Here is a 15,285-nt window from a genome sequence, read left to right as displayed (position 1 = left end):
CAGTCAGATTTCCCGCAGGCTCCCGCCGCTGAGTTCCAGGACGCGGTGCGCGTTCCTCCGTGCGTAGTCCAGGTCGTGGGTGACCATGACGACGGCGGCGCCCCGCGCGGCGGCGCGGTCGACGGCGCCCTGCAGCGCCTCGAGGCCGTGCCGGTCCAGCCCGACGGTCGGTTCGTCCAGGGCCACCACCGCCGGTTCGCGGGCCAGGACCGTGGCCAGGGCGAGCAGCCGCTGCCGGGAGGCGGACAGCTCGGCCGGGTGTGCCTCCTCGGTACCGGACAGGCCCACCGCGGCCAGCGCGGCCCGGGCCTTGCCCTCGGCGCCGGCCTTTCCGGACAGTTGCCGGAGTCCGAACGCGGCTTCCCGCAGGACGGTGCGTTCGAAAAGCTGGTCCCGGGGGTGCTGGAACAACAGGCCCACGGAGGCCGCGACCTTTCCCACCGGCTCGCCGGCAATGCTGCGCCCGCAGACCAGCACGTCCCCGGCCGAGGGCCGGAGCAGTCCATTGAAGTGGCGCAGCAGTGTCGACTTGCCGGCGCCGTTGAGCCCGGTCACGGCGATGATCTCGCCCGGGCGCACGGCGAAATCCACGTCCCGGAGGACCCGGTCCTGCGCGCCGGTGCCGTGCCGACGCGGGTCCCGAGCGTAGCCGAACCCAACCCCGCGCAGTTCCAGCGATGCCGGGCCGGGACCGGGCGCCGCGGCAGGCACCGGCCCGGGATGGCGGGCGCCGGCGGCGACGCCGGACCCACTGGCCCCCAGGACGCCGGACCCCAGGACGCCGGACCCAATACCGCTCGGCCCAATGCCGCCGGGCCCGCCTACGCCAATCACTCCGGCGCGCTCCAGTTCGGCCGAGCCCGCCAGCTGCGCCGGCGTCCCGGCAGCGGTGACCGTCCCGGCAGCGGTGACCGTCCCGGCAGCGGTGACCCTCCTGCCGTCGGGCCCGGTCTGAGCGTCAAGAATCGTCCAGTGCGTGGCTTCCCCGGCGAGCCCGTCGGCTGCCTGGCTCAGGAGGACGACGCCGGTCCCGGCGCCGCAGAGGCCGCGGACCAGGGCCTCGACTTGCGCGGCTCCGGCCGCGTCCAGCGATGCCAGCGGCTCGTCCAGGATGAGCACGTCCGGTTCCATGATGACGGCGCAGCCCACGGCGAGCCGGCGCAGCTCCCCGCCGGAGAGCGTGGCCGGGTCCCGGTCCAGCAGGTGAGAGAGTCCGGTGCGGGCGGCGGTGCGCTCCACCGCGCGGAGCATGTCCTCCCGGGCCGTCGCGCGGTTTTCCAGGCCGAAGGCCAGCTCCTCCGCGACCGTGGCGCGCACCGAGGAGAGCATCGCCGCGGCGTCCTGCGGAACGAAGGCCACGCGGCGCGACCACTCGGCGGGGTTGATCCGGGGGTCCTCGGGCACGCCGCGGAATTCCAGCACCGTGCCGCCAAGATCCAGGCTGCCGCGGAATTGTCCGGCGTGACCGGCCCGGAGCCAGCCGGCCAACAGTTTGCCCAGCGTGGATTTTCCGCTCCCGGACCCGCCCAGGACGGCGGTCAGGGAACCCGACGTGACCGAGAGTGCGGCATCCCTCAGCACCGGGGTGTCATCGCCGTGGAACGTGAACGCCTCGATCCGGATCTGAAGCGCCGTGCGGGTGGTGGCCGTCATGACACCGCCCCGGCAGGCCAGGAGGCCACAATCCGCCCGGCGACGGCGGCCGCCGCGAATACCAGTGCGGCTGCCCGGCATAGCCGCTGGGCGGGCGGGTCGGCGACTTCGCGGTAGCTGGTCCGGGGCCCCGGGCTGCCGAAGCCGCGGGCGTCGAGCGCCTGGGCGCGGCTTCCGGCGTCGTCAATCAGGGCCAGGACCAGCGGCACCATCTGCAGACGGAGGGTGCCGAGGCGGGACAGCAGGCCGCGTCCGACCACCATCCCGCGGGTTTCCTGGGCCTGCCGGATCCGGTCCAGGCGGCCCGCGACGGCGGGCAGGAGGGTGAGCGTGGAAGCCAGGACGAAGCCGAACTGCGGTGGGATCCTGCGCCCGGCGAGGGCGGAGACGAGGTCGGGGACGCTCACGGTGAAGGAAAAGAGCAGGAATACCAGCACGCAGGCCGTGGTCCGGGTTCCCAGCTCAAGCGCGAAGCCCAGACCCTCGGCCGTGACCCTCGCCGGACCCCACTGGGCCAGCACGGTCTGGCCCTCAGGGAAGAAGAGGCCGTGCAGCACCAGCAGGGACAGGCACAGAGGCGTCAGGATCACGGCTCCTGCGGTCAGGACGCGCCCCGCAATGCCATGGCGGGCGGCAAGGATCACCGCGGCGAGGGCCACGGCGACAGACAGCGGCCAAAAGGCGGCCGCCGTCGTGACGACGGCGGCGCATACGGCGAGGGTCAGCGCGGTGAAGGGGTGCAGTCGCGGTGTCATGGTCGCTGTGTCAGTGTCTCAGGGTCAATGTCGCTGTGGCAGTGTCGCAGGGTCGGGGTGTCCCAGCCGCAGCGGGGCTCAGGCGTCCGGCGCTGCCGGGGCCTTGCCGGCGAGTACCCGGTAGCGCCGCACGAAGGGGAACTGGAAGGTGGCGCGGCGGGGCAGGGCGTAGGCGAGCAGCGCCGCGATGGTGAAAACGATCGCCTTGTCCATGGGGTCGGAAATCAGTGCCTGCTTGGTGATGGCGGCCAGGAGGGTGTCCCCCATGGCGCGGAAGGCGCTGACGATCGCCCCGGTACCCAGCCCTGACGTGCCGCCAAAGACGAACGCGGCGATCGGGGCGGAGACGACGCCGGCCAGGATGCCGGTGACGAAGCCGGCGACGGGGGCGAGGTAGAAGCGGCGGAACAGCCCGCCGCGCGCGGCCATGCCGGCGAGGAATCCGATCAGGGCGGCACCGGCGGCGAACGGCAGAACGGTGGGGTTGAAGAAGGACCAGACGATGCTGCTCAGCGCGCCCGTGGCGGCACCCGCTGCGGGTCCGGCGAGGACGGCGATCAGGACGGTGCCGATCGCATCAATGTAGAACGGCAGGCCCGTGCTGCCCATCAGCTGTCCGAGGACCACGTTCAGGACCAGCGCCACCGGGATGAGGACCACGGTGGAGGTGGGCAGCGCCGGCAGGACGGCCACAATCAGCAGCACAGCGCCGAGCAGGAAGCCGCCGAGGGCAAAGAGGGCCGAGAAGCTGGCCGGGCCGTTGGCAATGTCAGCGGGCTGGGTCAGCACCAGGAAGATGTAGGTGGCGGCGATCGCGGCGGCGCCGGCGATTTCGAGCAGGCGGCGCCTGCGGCCGGCCGCCTGTCCAGGGGCAATGATGGTGAGGGCTGGCTGTGACATGCGGGGTGTTCCTTTGGCTGGGTGCAACAAGTTCCGCCTCATGTCACCTCGGCGCAGCTACCATCCTAGCGAGCGGCGACCATTCTAGCGATCTGCAGACCCGTCCGGGCACTCCCCGCATTGGCTCAACCGTACTGTCCGGTTTCAGGCCACCGGCGCCCGGGGGCCCACCGCGCGCGCAAGGGCGCCGATCGAGGAAATCAGTTCGTCGAAGCACTGCCCGGGGTTGTTGTCAGAGACGATCCTGACGTTCGGCGCCAACCCCCACAGCCCGCGGAAATCGGCCACCGTGGTGCCGATCAGCAGGGGCGAATCCGTTTCGACGTCGACCGTGGCCAGCCGGGTGGCGAACGGTGTGCGCCCCGCTGCAGCGCAGGCCGCGAAGGCGTCGTGCACGTGCGCCACATAGCCTTGGTCATAGAGGCGGTGAAATTCCATGTAGAAGCGCAGGGCGTCGGACAGGCAAGCGACGAGGGGGTTCCCGGACTGGCTCCGCTGGCCTTCGGACTGCTCCGGGAGGACGAGTTCGGGCTCCGGTGCACCGGCGGCCTCGCCAAGTCGGCGCAGGTGCTCCGGGTGCATCTCGATCCGCTCGGTCATTTCCAGGGCACACAAGATCGGCAGTTTGTCCTCGGGCAGGCCCCGGTAGGCGGCAAACACCTCCTTGGCGGCATGCGGATCCACCGAGGTGTTCCATTCGGCCGTCGGGGTGGTGTTGCCCTGGTAGTAGAAGCTGCCGCCCATGATCACAAGTCCCTTGAGCAGCCGGGGAAGTTCCGGTTCCCGGCGCAGGGCCAGAGCGAAGTTGGTCAGCGGTCCGGTGATCAGGCCGGTGAGTTCCCCCGGGTGCGCCCGCACCTCCTCGACCCAGACGTCGACGGCGTGCCGCGCCGAGATCTGCTGGCGCGGCGGCGGCAGCTCGGCATAGCCGATGCCCTGCGGCCCGTGGGTCTCCTCGGTGGTGACCAGCGGGATCTCCAGCGGGACCTCGGCGCCGATGGCCACCTCGATGCCCTCGCGGCCGCAGAGCTCCAGCAGGGCCAGGTTGTTCAGCGCCACCTGACGGGCCCCGACGTTCCCGGCGGTGCACGTGATCGCCTGGACGTGGACCTCGGGCCGGGACAGCAGGTAGACCAGGGCCAGGGCGTCGTCGATCCCAGTGTCGACGTCCATCAGGATCGAATGCGTCACGGCAGGTACCGCCGCCCGGGCGCTTGCAGCACTGTTCAGACCAGCACTGTTCAGACCAGCACTGTTCATACGATCAGTGTTCAGACCTGGACCGTTCAGAACTGGACCGTTCAGAACAGCGCCACCTTGGGCGTGCGCGGGAAGAGGTCGTCCAGCTCGGCGAGGTCGGCCTGGCTGGGTTTCCAGGCCACGGCGGCGGCGTTCTGGCGCACCTGCTCCGGCGTGGTGGCGCCGGCGATGACGCTGCTGACGGACGGCTGGGCGGCCAGCCAGGAGAAGGCCACCTGGACTTCGTTGAGCCCGCGGTCGGCGGCGAACTTGCCGAAGGCACCCAGCTGTTCCCAGTCGGCGTCGTGGACCAGGTTGGTGCGGGTGTGGCTGAGCCGGCTTCCCTCGGGGGCCCGGCCGGCGGAGTATTTGCCGGTCAGCAGGCCGTTGGCGAGCGGGAAGTACGGCAGGACGCCCAGGCCGTAGGCCTCGGCCGCCGGGGTCACCTCGCGTTCGGCGCGCCGGTCCAGCAGATTGTAGTGGTTCTGGCTGGAGATGAAGCGGGCTCCCCCGCGGGCGCGTGCCACGTACTCAGCCTCGGCGATCTGCCAGCCGGCCCGGTTGGAGTGGCCGATGTAGCGAACCTTGCCGCTGGTGACGAGGTCATCGAGGGCCGAGAGCGTCTCGTCGATGGGCGTGAGCGGGTCCGGGGTGTGGAACTGGTAGAGGTCGATCCAGTCCGTGCCGAGCCGGCGCAGCGAGGCCTCCGCCGCCTTGATGATGTAGCGGCGGGATCCGCGCGCACCAAAGTCCTCGCCGTTGGCGCCGCGCATGTCCATGCCGAACTTCGTGCCGATGACCGCATCGTCGCGGCGGGAACCGAGGGCCTTGCCGAGCATTGACTCGCTGAGGCCGGGCTCGCGGCCGTAGGCGTCCGCGACGTCAAAGAAGGTGATCCCGGCGTCGAGCGCCGCATGCACGACGGCGTCGGTGCCTTCCTGCGATTCGGTCACGGTCCCGGACCGGCCCAGGTTGTTGCATCCAAGTCCCACGACAGAGACGGACAGTCCGGAATTTCCAACGCGGCGGTATTCAGTCATGGTTTTAGCCTATATCGCCCCGGCGGGTGCCCCGGCCAGGCCGCCGCGGGCGGCGGAGAAGCGGGACCCCGCTACCCTGCCGGCAGCTTCAGCCCGTGCTCGTCCATGGCGTCCTGGAGCTGCGCGAGGGTGCGAGGGCAGACGCCCGGCATCCCGGCAAGCCGGCGCCGGCCAAGCTGCACGAGGTGTTCGAGGGTCTCGACCCCCGCGTGCGCGAGCGACTTTCGCGCCGGCGCCGCGAGTCCCGCGGGCAGCGGGGTGCAGCCTGGTTTCGAGGGTTTGCGCGTCATTGCGTTGCCTTTCAGTCCGTGCCCCCAAACTGGTGTGAGCCGTGCCCGGCTCCTTGCCCGTGCTGCCTACAGCGTGAAGCCGTTTGCCGGCTTCGGCGAGTGCTTGAGCTTGAAAGTATCCTCGCCAAACGGCGCGGCGCCAATGCTCAGTTTGGTGAAGTCGAGGTCTTCGCCGCGGACGCAGACCTTGATGGCGTTAACCGTCTTATTCACGTCCGGGGTGAGGCAGAAGATGTTGAGCCGGGCGTCGGAAAATTCGCTGCGGTCCACGATCCCCAGGCCCCGCCAGGCCAGATGGCTGATCAGGGCGTCTTTGGCTTTTTCCTCGAGGTACCGGTCGCGGCTGGTCCCCTCCTTGGTCTTGAGCGCGTACTGGGCCACTACCCAGGACTGTTCCTCCGCCGGAATTTCGGCGTAGCCGTCCTCGGCGCACTGCGCCGCGAAGGCGTCCATGAGGCGCTCCGCGGCCTCCGCGTCCGCGACGTCCGTCTCGTCCGTCTTGCTCTGGTGTCCGACGACGCCGTGGTTCATCACGAACTGGCTGTAGTCCTCATCAAACCAGGCCTCCCTGAAGTGCAGGGTGCCCTCTTCGTCGCGCTTGTAAACTCTGATAATTCCACTCATATGCCAGTTCCTTCCTGGGCCGTCCGGCGCCGGATTCAGTGGCGCCCACGGGTAGTGCTCAACGGATGTGCTGGCTACAGCTGCGGGATGCTGCCGGTGCTGGGGTGTTCCTGGCCGGGCAAGGGGCGCGCAAACGGCACCTTGGTGCCCAGGACCTGGGCGACGACGTCGTGCGTGATCTGCTGGGCGGTCAAGCCCACGCGTTCGAGCACCTGGCTGCGCGTGCCGTGATCGAGGAACTCGACCGGCAGGCCGACCTCGTTGAGGGCAGTGTCCACGCCCGCGGTACGCATCTCCTGGCGGATCCGGGAGCCGACGCCGCCGGCCCGCACACCGTCCTCAATGCAAATGACCAGGCGGTGGCGCGCGGCGAGATCGATGATGGACTGCCGGACCGGGAGGACCCAGCGGGGATCCACCACCGTGGAGCTGATGCCCTGGGCACCGAGCCGGCCGGAGACGTCCAGCGCGAGTTCTGACATGGCGCCCACGCTGACGATCAGGACGTCGTTCTCGCTCGAGCCCGCGGGCCGGCGGGCCAGCACGTCCACGCCGTCCTCCAGGCGTTCGACCGCATCGACTTCGGGGCCGACGTTGCCCTTGGAGTAGCGGAGCACGCTCGGGGCGTCTTCAATGGCCACAGCCTCGCGCAGTTCCTCCCGCAGCCGGGTGGCGTCGCGCGGCGCCGCGAGGTGCAGCCCGGGGACGATCTGGACCATGGCCATGTCCCACATGCCGTGATGGCTTGCGCCGTCGGGTCCGGTGACGCCGGCCCGGTCCAGCACGATCGTGACGCCGGCTTTGTGCAGGGCGACATCCATCAGCAGCTGGTCGAAGGCGCGGTTCAGGAACGTCGCGTAGACCGCGACCACCGGGTGCAGTCCCCCGAACGCCATGCCGGCAGCCGAGGTGAGGGCGTGCTGCTCGGCGATGCCGACGTCGAACACGCGCTCCGGGTGCCGGGCGGCGAACTTGTGCAGCCCGACCGGAATCAGCATGGCACCAGTAATCCCGACGATGTCCTGGCGCTCGTCGGCGATGTCGGCGATCTCGTCGGCGAACACCGCGGTCCAGGACTTCGCGCCACCGGCTTCGGTGGGTGCGCCGGTCTCCGGATCGATGATCCCCACGGCATGGAACTGGTCCGCTTCATGGGCGCGGGCCGGGGCGTATCCGTGGCCCTTTTCCGTCATGGCGTGCACGATCACGGGGCCGGCATAGTTCTTGGCGGTGGACAGGGCGTTTTCCAAGGCCTGGAGGTCGTGGCCGTCGACGGGACCGATGTACTTCATGCCGAGGTCCTCGAACATGCCCTGCGGGGCCCACCAGTCCTTGATGCCCTTCTTCATGGCATGCAGGCTCTTGTACGTGAACTGCCCCGCGGGGCCGCCCTTCTGCAGTTTGCGCTTCCACCACTCGAGCGTGCCTTCATAGGAGGGGGCGGCCCGGAGGGAATCGATGGTGGGGCGAAGGGACGCCAGGTAGTCGGCGAACCCGCCGACCGTCGGGGCGTACGAGCGGCCGTTGTCGTTGACCACAATCACGACACGGCGTTTCTTGTCCGCCGCGATGTTGTTGATCGCCTCCCAGGCCATGCCGCCGGTCAGGGCGCCGTCGCCCACCACCGCGACGACGAAGCGGTCGCCGTCGCCGGTCAGCTGCCGGGCGCGCGAGATGCCGTCGGCCCAGGACAGCGAGGAGGACGCGTGCGAGCTTTCGACGATGTCGTGCTCGGATTCGCCACGGTCCGGGTAGCCGGACATGCCGCCCTGCTGGCGGAGCGTGCTGAAATCCTGCCGTCCGGTGAGGAGCTTGTGCACGTAGGACTGGTGCCCTGTGTCGAAGACAATGCTGTCGCGGGGGGAATCGAAGATCCGGTGCACCGCGATGGTGAGCTCGACGACGCCGAGGTTCGGGCCCAGGTGCCCTCCCGTCCGGGAGACGTTGCCGATCAGGAAATCCCTGACCTCGGCTGCCAGCTGATCCAGCTGCGCCCCGGACAACTTACTCAGGTCCTGCGGATTCCGGATGGTGTCCAAGATTCCCAACGGCCCCTCCTTCGGGTGGTAGACATGCCTTTTAACTCTAACGCCTCCGGGCGGGCCGCCGCGCCGGAGGCCAGCACCGGTGCCCTGCACGCTTCACGCTCTCCGCTCCCCCGCTCCAGATCCAGCACCCGCGGCCGAAACCGGGAACGCAAAGGCCCCGGCCGGTCAGTGACCGGCCGGGGCCTTTGCATGCGTTACCGGAGCGTGCCCGGCAGCTCCGCTAGTGCGCGGAGATCTGGCGCAGGACGTACTGCAGGATGCCGCCGTTGCGGTAGTAGTCCGCCTCGCCCGGGGTATCGATGCGCAGCACGGCGTCGAAGGACGTGACGGAACCGTCTTCAGCGGTGGCCGTGACCTTGAGGGTCTTCGGCGTGGTGCCGTCGTTCAGGGCGGTGACGCCCTCAACTGCGTAGGTTTCCGTACCGGTCAGGCCCAGGCTGGCGGCGTTCTGGCCGGCCGGGTACTGCAGCGGGAGGACACCCATGCCGATCAGGTTGGAGCGGTGGATGCGCTCGTAGCTCTCGGCAACGACAGCCTTGACGCCCAGGAGCGCGGTGCCCTTGGCGGCCCAGTCACGGGACGAACCCGAGCCGTACTCCTTGCCTGCCAGGACCACCAGCGCGGTGCCGGCAGCCTGGTAGTTCTGTGCAGCGTCGTAGACGTAGGCCTGCGGGCCGTCGGCCTGGGTGAAGTCGCGGGTGAAGCCGCCCTCCACGCCGTCCAGGAGCTGGTTCTTGATGCGGATGTTCGCGAACGTGCCGCGGATCATGACCTCGTGGTTGCCACGGCGTGAGCCGTAGGAGTTGAAGTCCTTGCGCTCCACACCGTTGGCCAGCAGGTACTGGCCGGCCGGGGTGTCCGACTTGAAGGAACCGGCCGGGGAGATGTGGTCCGTGGTGACGGAGTCGCCGAGCTTGAGCAGCACGCGCGCACCGGTGATGTTCTGGACCGGCTCCGGCTGGGCCTTCATGCCCTCGAAGTACGGGGGCTTACGGACGTACGTGGACTTCTCGTCCCAGGCGAAGGTGTCGCCGGCGGGGGTGTCGAGCGCCTTCCAGCGATCGTCACCCTCAAAGACGCCTTCGTAGCCGCGGGCAAACATTTCCTTGTCGATCGAGGAATCGATGACCTGCTGGACCTCAACCGGGTTCGGCCAGATGTCCTTCAGGAAGACGTCGTTGCCGGCCTCGTCCTGGCCCAGGGCGTCGTTGTCGAAGTCGAAGTCCATGGTGCCGGCAAGGGCGTAGGCGATGACCAGCGGCGGGGAGGCCAGGTAGTTCATCTTTACGTCCGGGTTGATCCGGCCTTCGAAGTTGCGGTTGCCGGACAGCACGGCGGTGACGGAGAGATCGTTGGCCTGGATGGCCTCGGAGATCTCGGCGTCGAGCGGACCGGAGTTGCCGATGCAGGTGGCGCAGCCGTAGCCCACGATGTAGAAGCCGAGCTTCTCCAGGTAAGGGGTCAGGCCCGACTTGTTGTAGTAGTCGGTGACTACCTTGGAGCCGGGAGCCACGGAGGTCTTGACCCACGGCTTGGACGTCAGGCCCTTGTCGACGGCGTTGCGGGCCAGCAGTGCGGCGGCCAGCATCACGGACGGGTTGGACGTGTTGGTGCAGGAGGTGATCGAGGCGATCGACACTGCGCCGTGGTCCAGCTCGAACTCGCGTCCGTCCGCGGTCTTGACGCTGACCGTGTTGGACGGGCGGCCGTTGGACTTCGGGCCATGCGCGTGCGGGGCCACGTCACTCAGGTGCGACGCTGAGGCGGTGAACGAGGGCGAGTCCGAAGCCGGGAAGCTTTCGTCGATCGCTTCGTCCAGGCTTCCGCCGGCCAGGTCTTCCTTCACGTAGTTGCGCAGGTCCTCGCGGAACTGGGCCTTGGACTCGGTGAGGATGATGCGGTCCTGCGGGCGCTTCGGGCCGGAGATCGACGGAACAACCGTCGACAGGTCCAGCTCGAGGTACTCGGAGAACTTGATCTCGCGGGAGGGATCGTGCCAGAGGCCCTGTTCCTTCGCGTAGGACTCCACGAGGGCGACGTTCTCGTCGGACCGGCCGGTGAGGCGCAGGTAGTCGAGGGTGACGTCGTCGATCGGGAACATCGCGGCGGTGGAGCCGAACTCCGGGCTCATGTTGCCGATCGTTGCACGGTTGGCCAGCGGCACAGCCGCGACGCCTTCACCGTAGAACTCGACGAACTTGCCGACCACACCGTGCTTGCGCAGCTGCTCGGTGATGGTCAGGACGACGTCGGTGGCGGTGGCGCCGGCCGGGATGGAGCCGGTGAGCTTGAAGCCCACGACGCGCGGGATGAGCATGGACACGGGCTGGCCGAGCATGGCAGCCTCGGCCTCGATGCCGCCAACGCCCCAGCCCAGCACGCCCAGGCCGTTGACCATGGTGGTGTGCGAGTCAGTGCCGACGCAGGTGTCCGGGTAAGCGCGGACAACGCCGTCGACTTCACGGGTCATAACGGTGCGGGCCAGGTACTCGATGTTGACCTGGTGCACAATGCCGGTGCCCGGCGGGACGACCTTGAAGTCGTCAAATGCAGTCTGGCCCCAGCGCAGGAACTGGTAACGCTCACCGTTGCGCTGGTATTCGATCTCCATGTTGCGCTCCAGTGCGCCGGAGTTGCCGAAGGCGTCAATCTGGACCGAGTGGTCAATGACCATTTCGGCCGGCGCCAAGGGGTTGACCCGCTTCGGGTCGCCGCCGAGCTCCTTGACGGCCTCACGCATGGTGGCGAGGTCAACGACGCAGGGCACGCCGGTGAAGTCCTGCATGATCACACGCGCCGGCGTGAACTGGATCTCGGTGTCGGGCTCGGCGCTGGGATCCCAGCCTGCCAGCGCACGGACGTGGTCGGCCGTGATGTTGGCACCGTCCTCGGTCCTCAACAGGTTTTCAAGCAATACCTTGAGGCTGAACGGAAGGTTCTCTGCACCTTCGACGGAGTTCAACCGGAAAATTTCATATTCGGTTCCGGCTACATTAAGTTTGCCTTTTGAACCGAAACTGTCCACAATGCTCATTCGCAGGACTCCTCTCGCAACAGTTTCATCTTTGTCGCGCCGCAGGACCCTTGCTAGTTAGGGCGGCCTAACTAATACAGGCATCAGTACAACGCGGTACGCAATGCAGGTAAGAAACGCAGGGAACGGCCGTTACATCAACACCAGTCAAATTAAAAGCAGCGGTGATGGAGCGCGACGACGGACTACTACGCCCATCCTAGTGGCATCACGGTTGAGGAGTCAGCAACGCCACAGTCTCCATGTGGTGGGTGTGCGGGTACAGGTCGAAGGCTCGCAGCCCGGCCAGGCCCCAGCCGCCCTGCCGGAAATAGCCCAGGTCGCGGGCGAACGAGGCCGGATCGCAGGAGACGTAGGCTACGGCCCGGGGACCGGCGTCGATCAGCTGTTTGACTACCGCCTTACCGGCACCTGCGCGTGGCGGGTCCAGGATCAGGGCGTCGAAGTTGCGCGGTTTCTGCCGCAGCACGCGCTCCACACGGCCCTGGACGATCTCGACCTGGGCGGCGTCGTGCAGGTTCTTGCGTGCATCGCGGCTGGTTCCGGGTGCTCCCTCGACCGAGAGCACGGATCCGGTCACGCCCACGGCATCAGCCAGCGGTGCCGTGAACAGCCCGGCCCCGGCGTACAGGTCCGCCACCACCGAGCCCGGCGCGAGGTAGCCGCCGTCGTGCAGGAAGTTGGTGACGGCGCCGACGAGTGTCTCCGGGGCATCCCGGTGGATCTGCCAGAAGCCGTCGCCGGTAACCCGGTACTCGTGGCCCGCGGCCGACTCCTGGACGTAGGTGCGGCCGCGCAGCTGCAGCACCTCGCCGGTGGCCGGGTCCAGGCTGGCGACCGAGACGTCGTCGGGCAGCTGGGCCAGGATGCCGCTGAGCCGCTTGGACCGGGTGCCCGGGGCTGGCACCAGCAGCACCAGCGGCCGGGAGCCGTTCGCCGGGGCGGCAACCTCGATCCGGTCGATGCCCTGCAGGTCGATGTCCCAGAGCCGGAGCGCGTTGATTCCGTCCACGGCCAGCGGCATCTCGCGCACGGGCAGGATGGCATCGGAGCGGTGGGCGTGCATGCCGAGCTTGCCGGCCTGTGTCACGGCGAAGCCGGCGCGCGTGCGCCAGCCCAGGCCGGACGCGGCGGACTCCCCCGCACTGCCGGCATCCTCCGGCGCGCCTGCGCCGGCGCCTGCCGCCTCGCCGACGGCCTCGACTGTGATCTGCTCCGCCGGCGCAAGTTCGACGCCGGCCAGCCGCTTGAGTTGTTCGGCCAGGACCTCGGCCTTGAGGCTGCGCTGGCGCGCCAGGGAGATGTGGCCGAGTTCGGCGCCGCCGACGGGCGGGTGCCGGTGCGACCAGGAACGTGCGGAATCGGCGAGATCCCAGAAGTGCGGCACTCTGTCCGGGGAGGCCTCCAGGACCTCCACCACATCGGCGCGCCAGAATTTCGCGGCCGGGCCGTCGTCGGTGAGCCGGACGCGGACCTTTTCGCCGGGAATCCCGTGCCGGACGAAGATGACGCGTCCCTCGTGCCGGGCCACACAGTGGCCGCCGTGGGCGACGGGTCCGACGTCGAGCGTCAGCTCGGTGCGGGTCTCGGTGTGGGTGTGCGTCCGGGTGTCGGGGGTCATTGGATATCCTGCAGTTTCTTGGCTTCTTCGGACGATTTCAGCTGCCACGGCACACTGCACACCATGACCCCGGGCTCGAAGTGCAGCCGGGTTTTGATGCGCAGCGCGGTCTGGTTGTGGACCAGTTGCTCCCACCATTTGCCCACGACGTACTCCGGGATGTAGACCACGATCAGGTCGCGCGGCGAATCCCGGCGCATGCTCTTGATGTAGTCCATGATCGGAGTCACCGTTTCGCGGAACGGGCTGGCAAGGACGGTCAGCGGCACAGGGATTTCGAGCTTCTCCCAGTCCGCAACAGTCGCCTCGGTCTCCTCGGAGCTGATGTCCACGGTAATGGCGTCCAGCCGCGACGGGCGGGAGGCCCGGGCGTAGGCGAGGGCGCGCAACACCGGCTTGCGCACGTGCGAGACGAGCAGCACGGCGTGCACCCGGGTGGGCAGCGCGCGCGGCGAGGAGTCCTCGTCCACGGCGAGTTCCTTGGCCACGTTGTCATAATGCGCCCGGATGCTCCACATGATCAGGAACAGCACGAACATGGCCAGCAGCGCGATCCAGGCGCCCTGCGAGAACTTGGTGATCAGGACAATCACCAAGACCAGGGCGGTCATGCAAAAGCCCACCGTGTTTATGGTCCGGGACTTGATGATGCGCAACCGCACGGCAGGTTCCTTGGAAAGCTTCAGCTCCCGTCCCCAGTGCCGGATCATGCCCAGCTGGCTCATCGTGAAGGAGATGAAGACGCCCACGATGTAGAGCTGGATGAGCTTTGTGACGTCGGCGTTGAAGGCGATGATCAGCACCAGGGCGCCGGCCGCCAGGGCCAGGACACCGTTGCTGAAGGCCAGCCGGTCGCCACGGGTCCGCAGCTGGCGCGGCAGGTAGCCGTCCTGTGCCAGGATCGAGCCGAGCACCGGAAAACCGTTGAACGCCGTGTTGGAGGCGAACACGAGGATGACGCCGGTGGCGGCCACCACGATGTAGAACGGGATGGACCCCTCGCCGAAAACTGTCTGCGCGATCTGGCTGATGGCCGGGTTCTGGATGTACCCCTCTTCCAGCGGTTTGCCGTTCAGGAGGAATTCCGTCGCCGGGTCCAGCACGATGTGCACCTTGGTGGCGTTGGCCAGGTAGATGATGCCCGCCAGCATGGCGGAGGCAATCACGCCAAGCAGGAGCAGTGTGGTGGCCGCGTTCTTGCTCTTGGGCTTCTGGAAGTTGGGCACACCATTGCTGATGGCCTCGACGCCGGTCAGCGCCGCCGCGCCGGAGGAGAAGGCACGCAGCAGCAGGAACGCGCCGGCCAGGCCGACAAGTCCCTCATCGAAGCCCGGCTCCGGCACAATCTCGAACGCCGCCGACGGTGCCTGCCCCAGCTGGCCTGTCGCGGCCTGGAAGATCCCGACGGCGGTCATGCCCAGGATGGAGGCCATGAAGATGTAGGTCGGGACGGCGAAGACACTGCCCGCCTCTTTGATGCCGCGCAGGTTCACCAGGGCCAGGATGATGACGCCGATCGTGGCAATCGCCGCCTGCTGTCCGTGCAGCGAGGGCACGGCGGTGGTCAGGTACGTCGCGGCCGAGGACATGGACACGGCCACGGTCAGCACATAGTCGACCAGCAGCGCCGAGGCCACGGTGAGGCCGGCAAATTTGCCGAGGTTGACGTTGGCGATCTCGTAGTCGCCGCCGCCGGAGGGGTAGGCGTGGACGTTCTGGCGGTAGGAGGCCACCACGGTCAGGAGCACCACCATGACGGCGAGGCCCACCCACGGGGCGACGGCGACCGCGCTCACGCCGGCGATGGCCAGGGTCAGGAGGATTTCGTCAGGGGCATAGGCCACGGAGGACAATGCATCCGAGGCGAAAATGGGCAGCGCGATCCGCTTCGGCAAGAGCGTGTGGGCCAGACGGTCGTTCCGGAAGGGCTTGCCTACCAGCACCCGCTTCACGGCATTGAAAATTGTCAGCACCACACAAAGCTAGTCTGATTCGGACGCGATGTCATGACGGCGAAGTCGGCGTGCGCAAGGGCGCCAGCCGGCGCCCCGTGCCCGTGGCCTTCCGGGACCGCGTGGCCG

The 15,285-nt window shown here is 68.3% G+C and carries 11 protein-coding genes; all 11 read right to left on the bottom strand.

Translation table 11 applies throughout. The features are described 5' to 3' along the window. Positions 1-3: 3 nt before the first annotated feature. Positions 4-1,653 carry an ABC transporter ATP-binding protein gene (locus tag AC1DDH_RS11155; protein ID WP_476886934.1) on the bottom strand — a complete coding sequence of 550 codons (1,650 nt, stop codon included), beginning with the start codon at positions 1,651-1,653 and terminating at the stop codon, positions 4-6. Beyond that, positions 1,650-2,408 (bottom strand): energy-coupling factor transporter transmembrane component T, encoded by a 759-nt coding sequence (locus tag AC1DDH_RS11150; protein WP_476886935.1) that lies wholly within the window; start codon positions 2,406-2,408, stop codon positions 1,650-1,652. The genes AC1DDH_RS11155 and AC1DDH_RS11150 overlap by 4 nt, the downstream gene beginning before the upstream one ends. 78 nt (positions 2,409-2,486) lie before the next feature. After that, the gene (locus AC1DDH_RS11145; protein WP_476886936.1) at positions 2,487-3,308 is read right to left on the bottom strand and encodes an ECF transporter S component; all 822 of its coding nucleotides are present in this window, start codon (positions 3,306-3,308) and stop codon (positions 2,487-2,489) included. A gap of 144 nt (positions 3,309-3,452) precedes the next feature. Beyond that, the gene (locus AC1DDH_RS11140) at positions 3,453-4,481 is read right to left on the bottom strand and encodes a nucleoside hydrolase (RefSeq protein ID WP_230009738.1); all 1,029 of its coding nucleotides are present in this window, start codon (positions 4,479-4,481) and stop codon (positions 3,453-3,455) included. 128 nt (positions 4,482-4,609) lie between these two features. Beyond that, positions 4,610-5,587: an aldo/keto reductase gene (locus AC1DDH_RS11135; protein ID WP_476886937.1), complete on the bottom strand. Its 978-nt coding sequence runs from the start codon at positions 5,585-5,587 to the stop codon at positions 4,610-4,612. A 71-nt stretch (positions 5,588-5,658) separates the two neighbouring features. Further along, a complete protein-coding gene (locus AC1DDH_RS11130; protein WP_026537002.1) occupies positions 5,659-5,877 on the bottom strand; it encodes a helix-hairpin-helix domain-containing protein in 219 nt (72 codons plus the stop codon). A 66-nt stretch (positions 5,878-5,943) separates the two neighbouring features. Then, a complete protein-coding gene (locus AC1DDH_RS11125; RefSeq protein ID WP_476886938.1) occupies positions 5,944-6,501 on the bottom strand; it encodes a hypothetical protein in 558 nt (185 codons plus the stop codon). A gap of 74 nt (positions 6,502-6,575) precedes the next feature. Beyond that, a complete protein-coding gene (dxs, locus tag AC1DDH_RS11120) occupies positions 6,576-8,549 on the bottom strand; it encodes a 1-deoxy-D-xylulose-5-phosphate synthase (RefSeq protein ID WP_476860243.1) in 1,974 nt (657 codons plus the stop codon). Between the two features lie 220 nt (positions 8,550-8,769). Beyond that, on the bottom strand, positions 8,770-11,583 hold the full coding sequence (locus AC1DDH_RS11115) for an aconitate hydratase (RefSeq protein ID WP_476886939.1): 2,814 nt from the start codon (positions 11,581-11,583) through the stop codon (positions 8,770-8,772). Positions 11,584-11,791: 208 nt separating this feature from the next. Beyond that, the gene (locus tag AC1DDH_RS11110) at positions 11,792-13,204 is read right to left on the bottom strand and encodes a class I SAM-dependent RNA methyltransferase (protein WP_476886940.1); all 1,413 of its coding nucleotides are present in this window, start codon (positions 13,202-13,204) and stop codon (positions 11,792-11,794) included. Beyond that, positions 13,201-15,177, bottom strand: coding sequence for an APC family permease (locus AC1DDH_RS11105; protein WP_476851489.1), 1,977 nt, complete (start codon positions 15,175-15,177; stop codon positions 13,201-13,203). Before AC1DDH_RS11105 ends, AC1DDH_RS11110 begins: the two co-directional genes overlap by 4 nt. Between the last annotated feature and the right edge of the window lie 108 nt (positions 15,178-15,285).

Source organism: Arthrobacter sp. 10T425 (genome assembly GCF_056393985.1).
Note: the sequence above shows the minus strand (reverse complement) of the source record. Positions and strands in the feature narration are given on the sequence as shown.

Bases quoted from the DNA above. Each gene is read 5' to 3' on its own strand.
- AC1DDH_RS11150 (WP_476886935.1), bottom strand. From the start codon at position 2,408: ATGACACCGCGACTGCACCCCTTCACCGCGCTGACCCTCGCCGTATGC.
- AC1DDH_RS11155 (WP_476886934.1), bottom strand. From the start codon at position 1,653: ATGACGGCCACCACCCGCACGGCGCTTCAGATCCGGATCGAGGCGTTC.
- AC1DDH_RS11135 (WP_476886937.1), bottom strand. From the start codon at position 5,587: ATGACTGAATACCGCCGCGTTGGAAATTCCGGACTGTCCGTCTCTGTC.
- AC1DDH_RS11130 (WP_026537002.1), bottom strand. From the start codon at position 5,877: ATGACGCGCAAACCCTCGAAACCAGGCTGCACCCCGCTGCCCGCGGGA.
- AC1DDH_RS11140 (WP_230009738.1), bottom strand. From the start codon at position 4,481: ATGGACGTCGACACTGGGATCGACGACGCCCTGGCCCTGGTCTACCTG.
- AC1DDH_RS11125 (WP_476886938.1), bottom strand. From the start codon at position 6,501: ATGAGTGGAATTATCAGAGTTTACAAGCGCGACGAAGAGGGCACCCTG.
- AC1DDH_RS11115 (WP_476886939.1), bottom strand. From the start codon at position 11,583: ATGAGCATTGTGGACAGTTTCGGTTCAAAAGGCAAACTTAATGTAGCC.
- AC1DDH_RS11145 (WP_476886936.1), bottom strand. From the start codon at position 3,308: ATGTCACAGCCAGCCCTCACCATCATTGCCCCTGGACAGGCGGCCGGC.
- AC1DDH_RS11110 (WP_476886940.1), bottom strand. From the start codon at position 13,204: ATGACCCCCGACACCCGGACGCACACCCACACCGAGACCCGCACCGAG.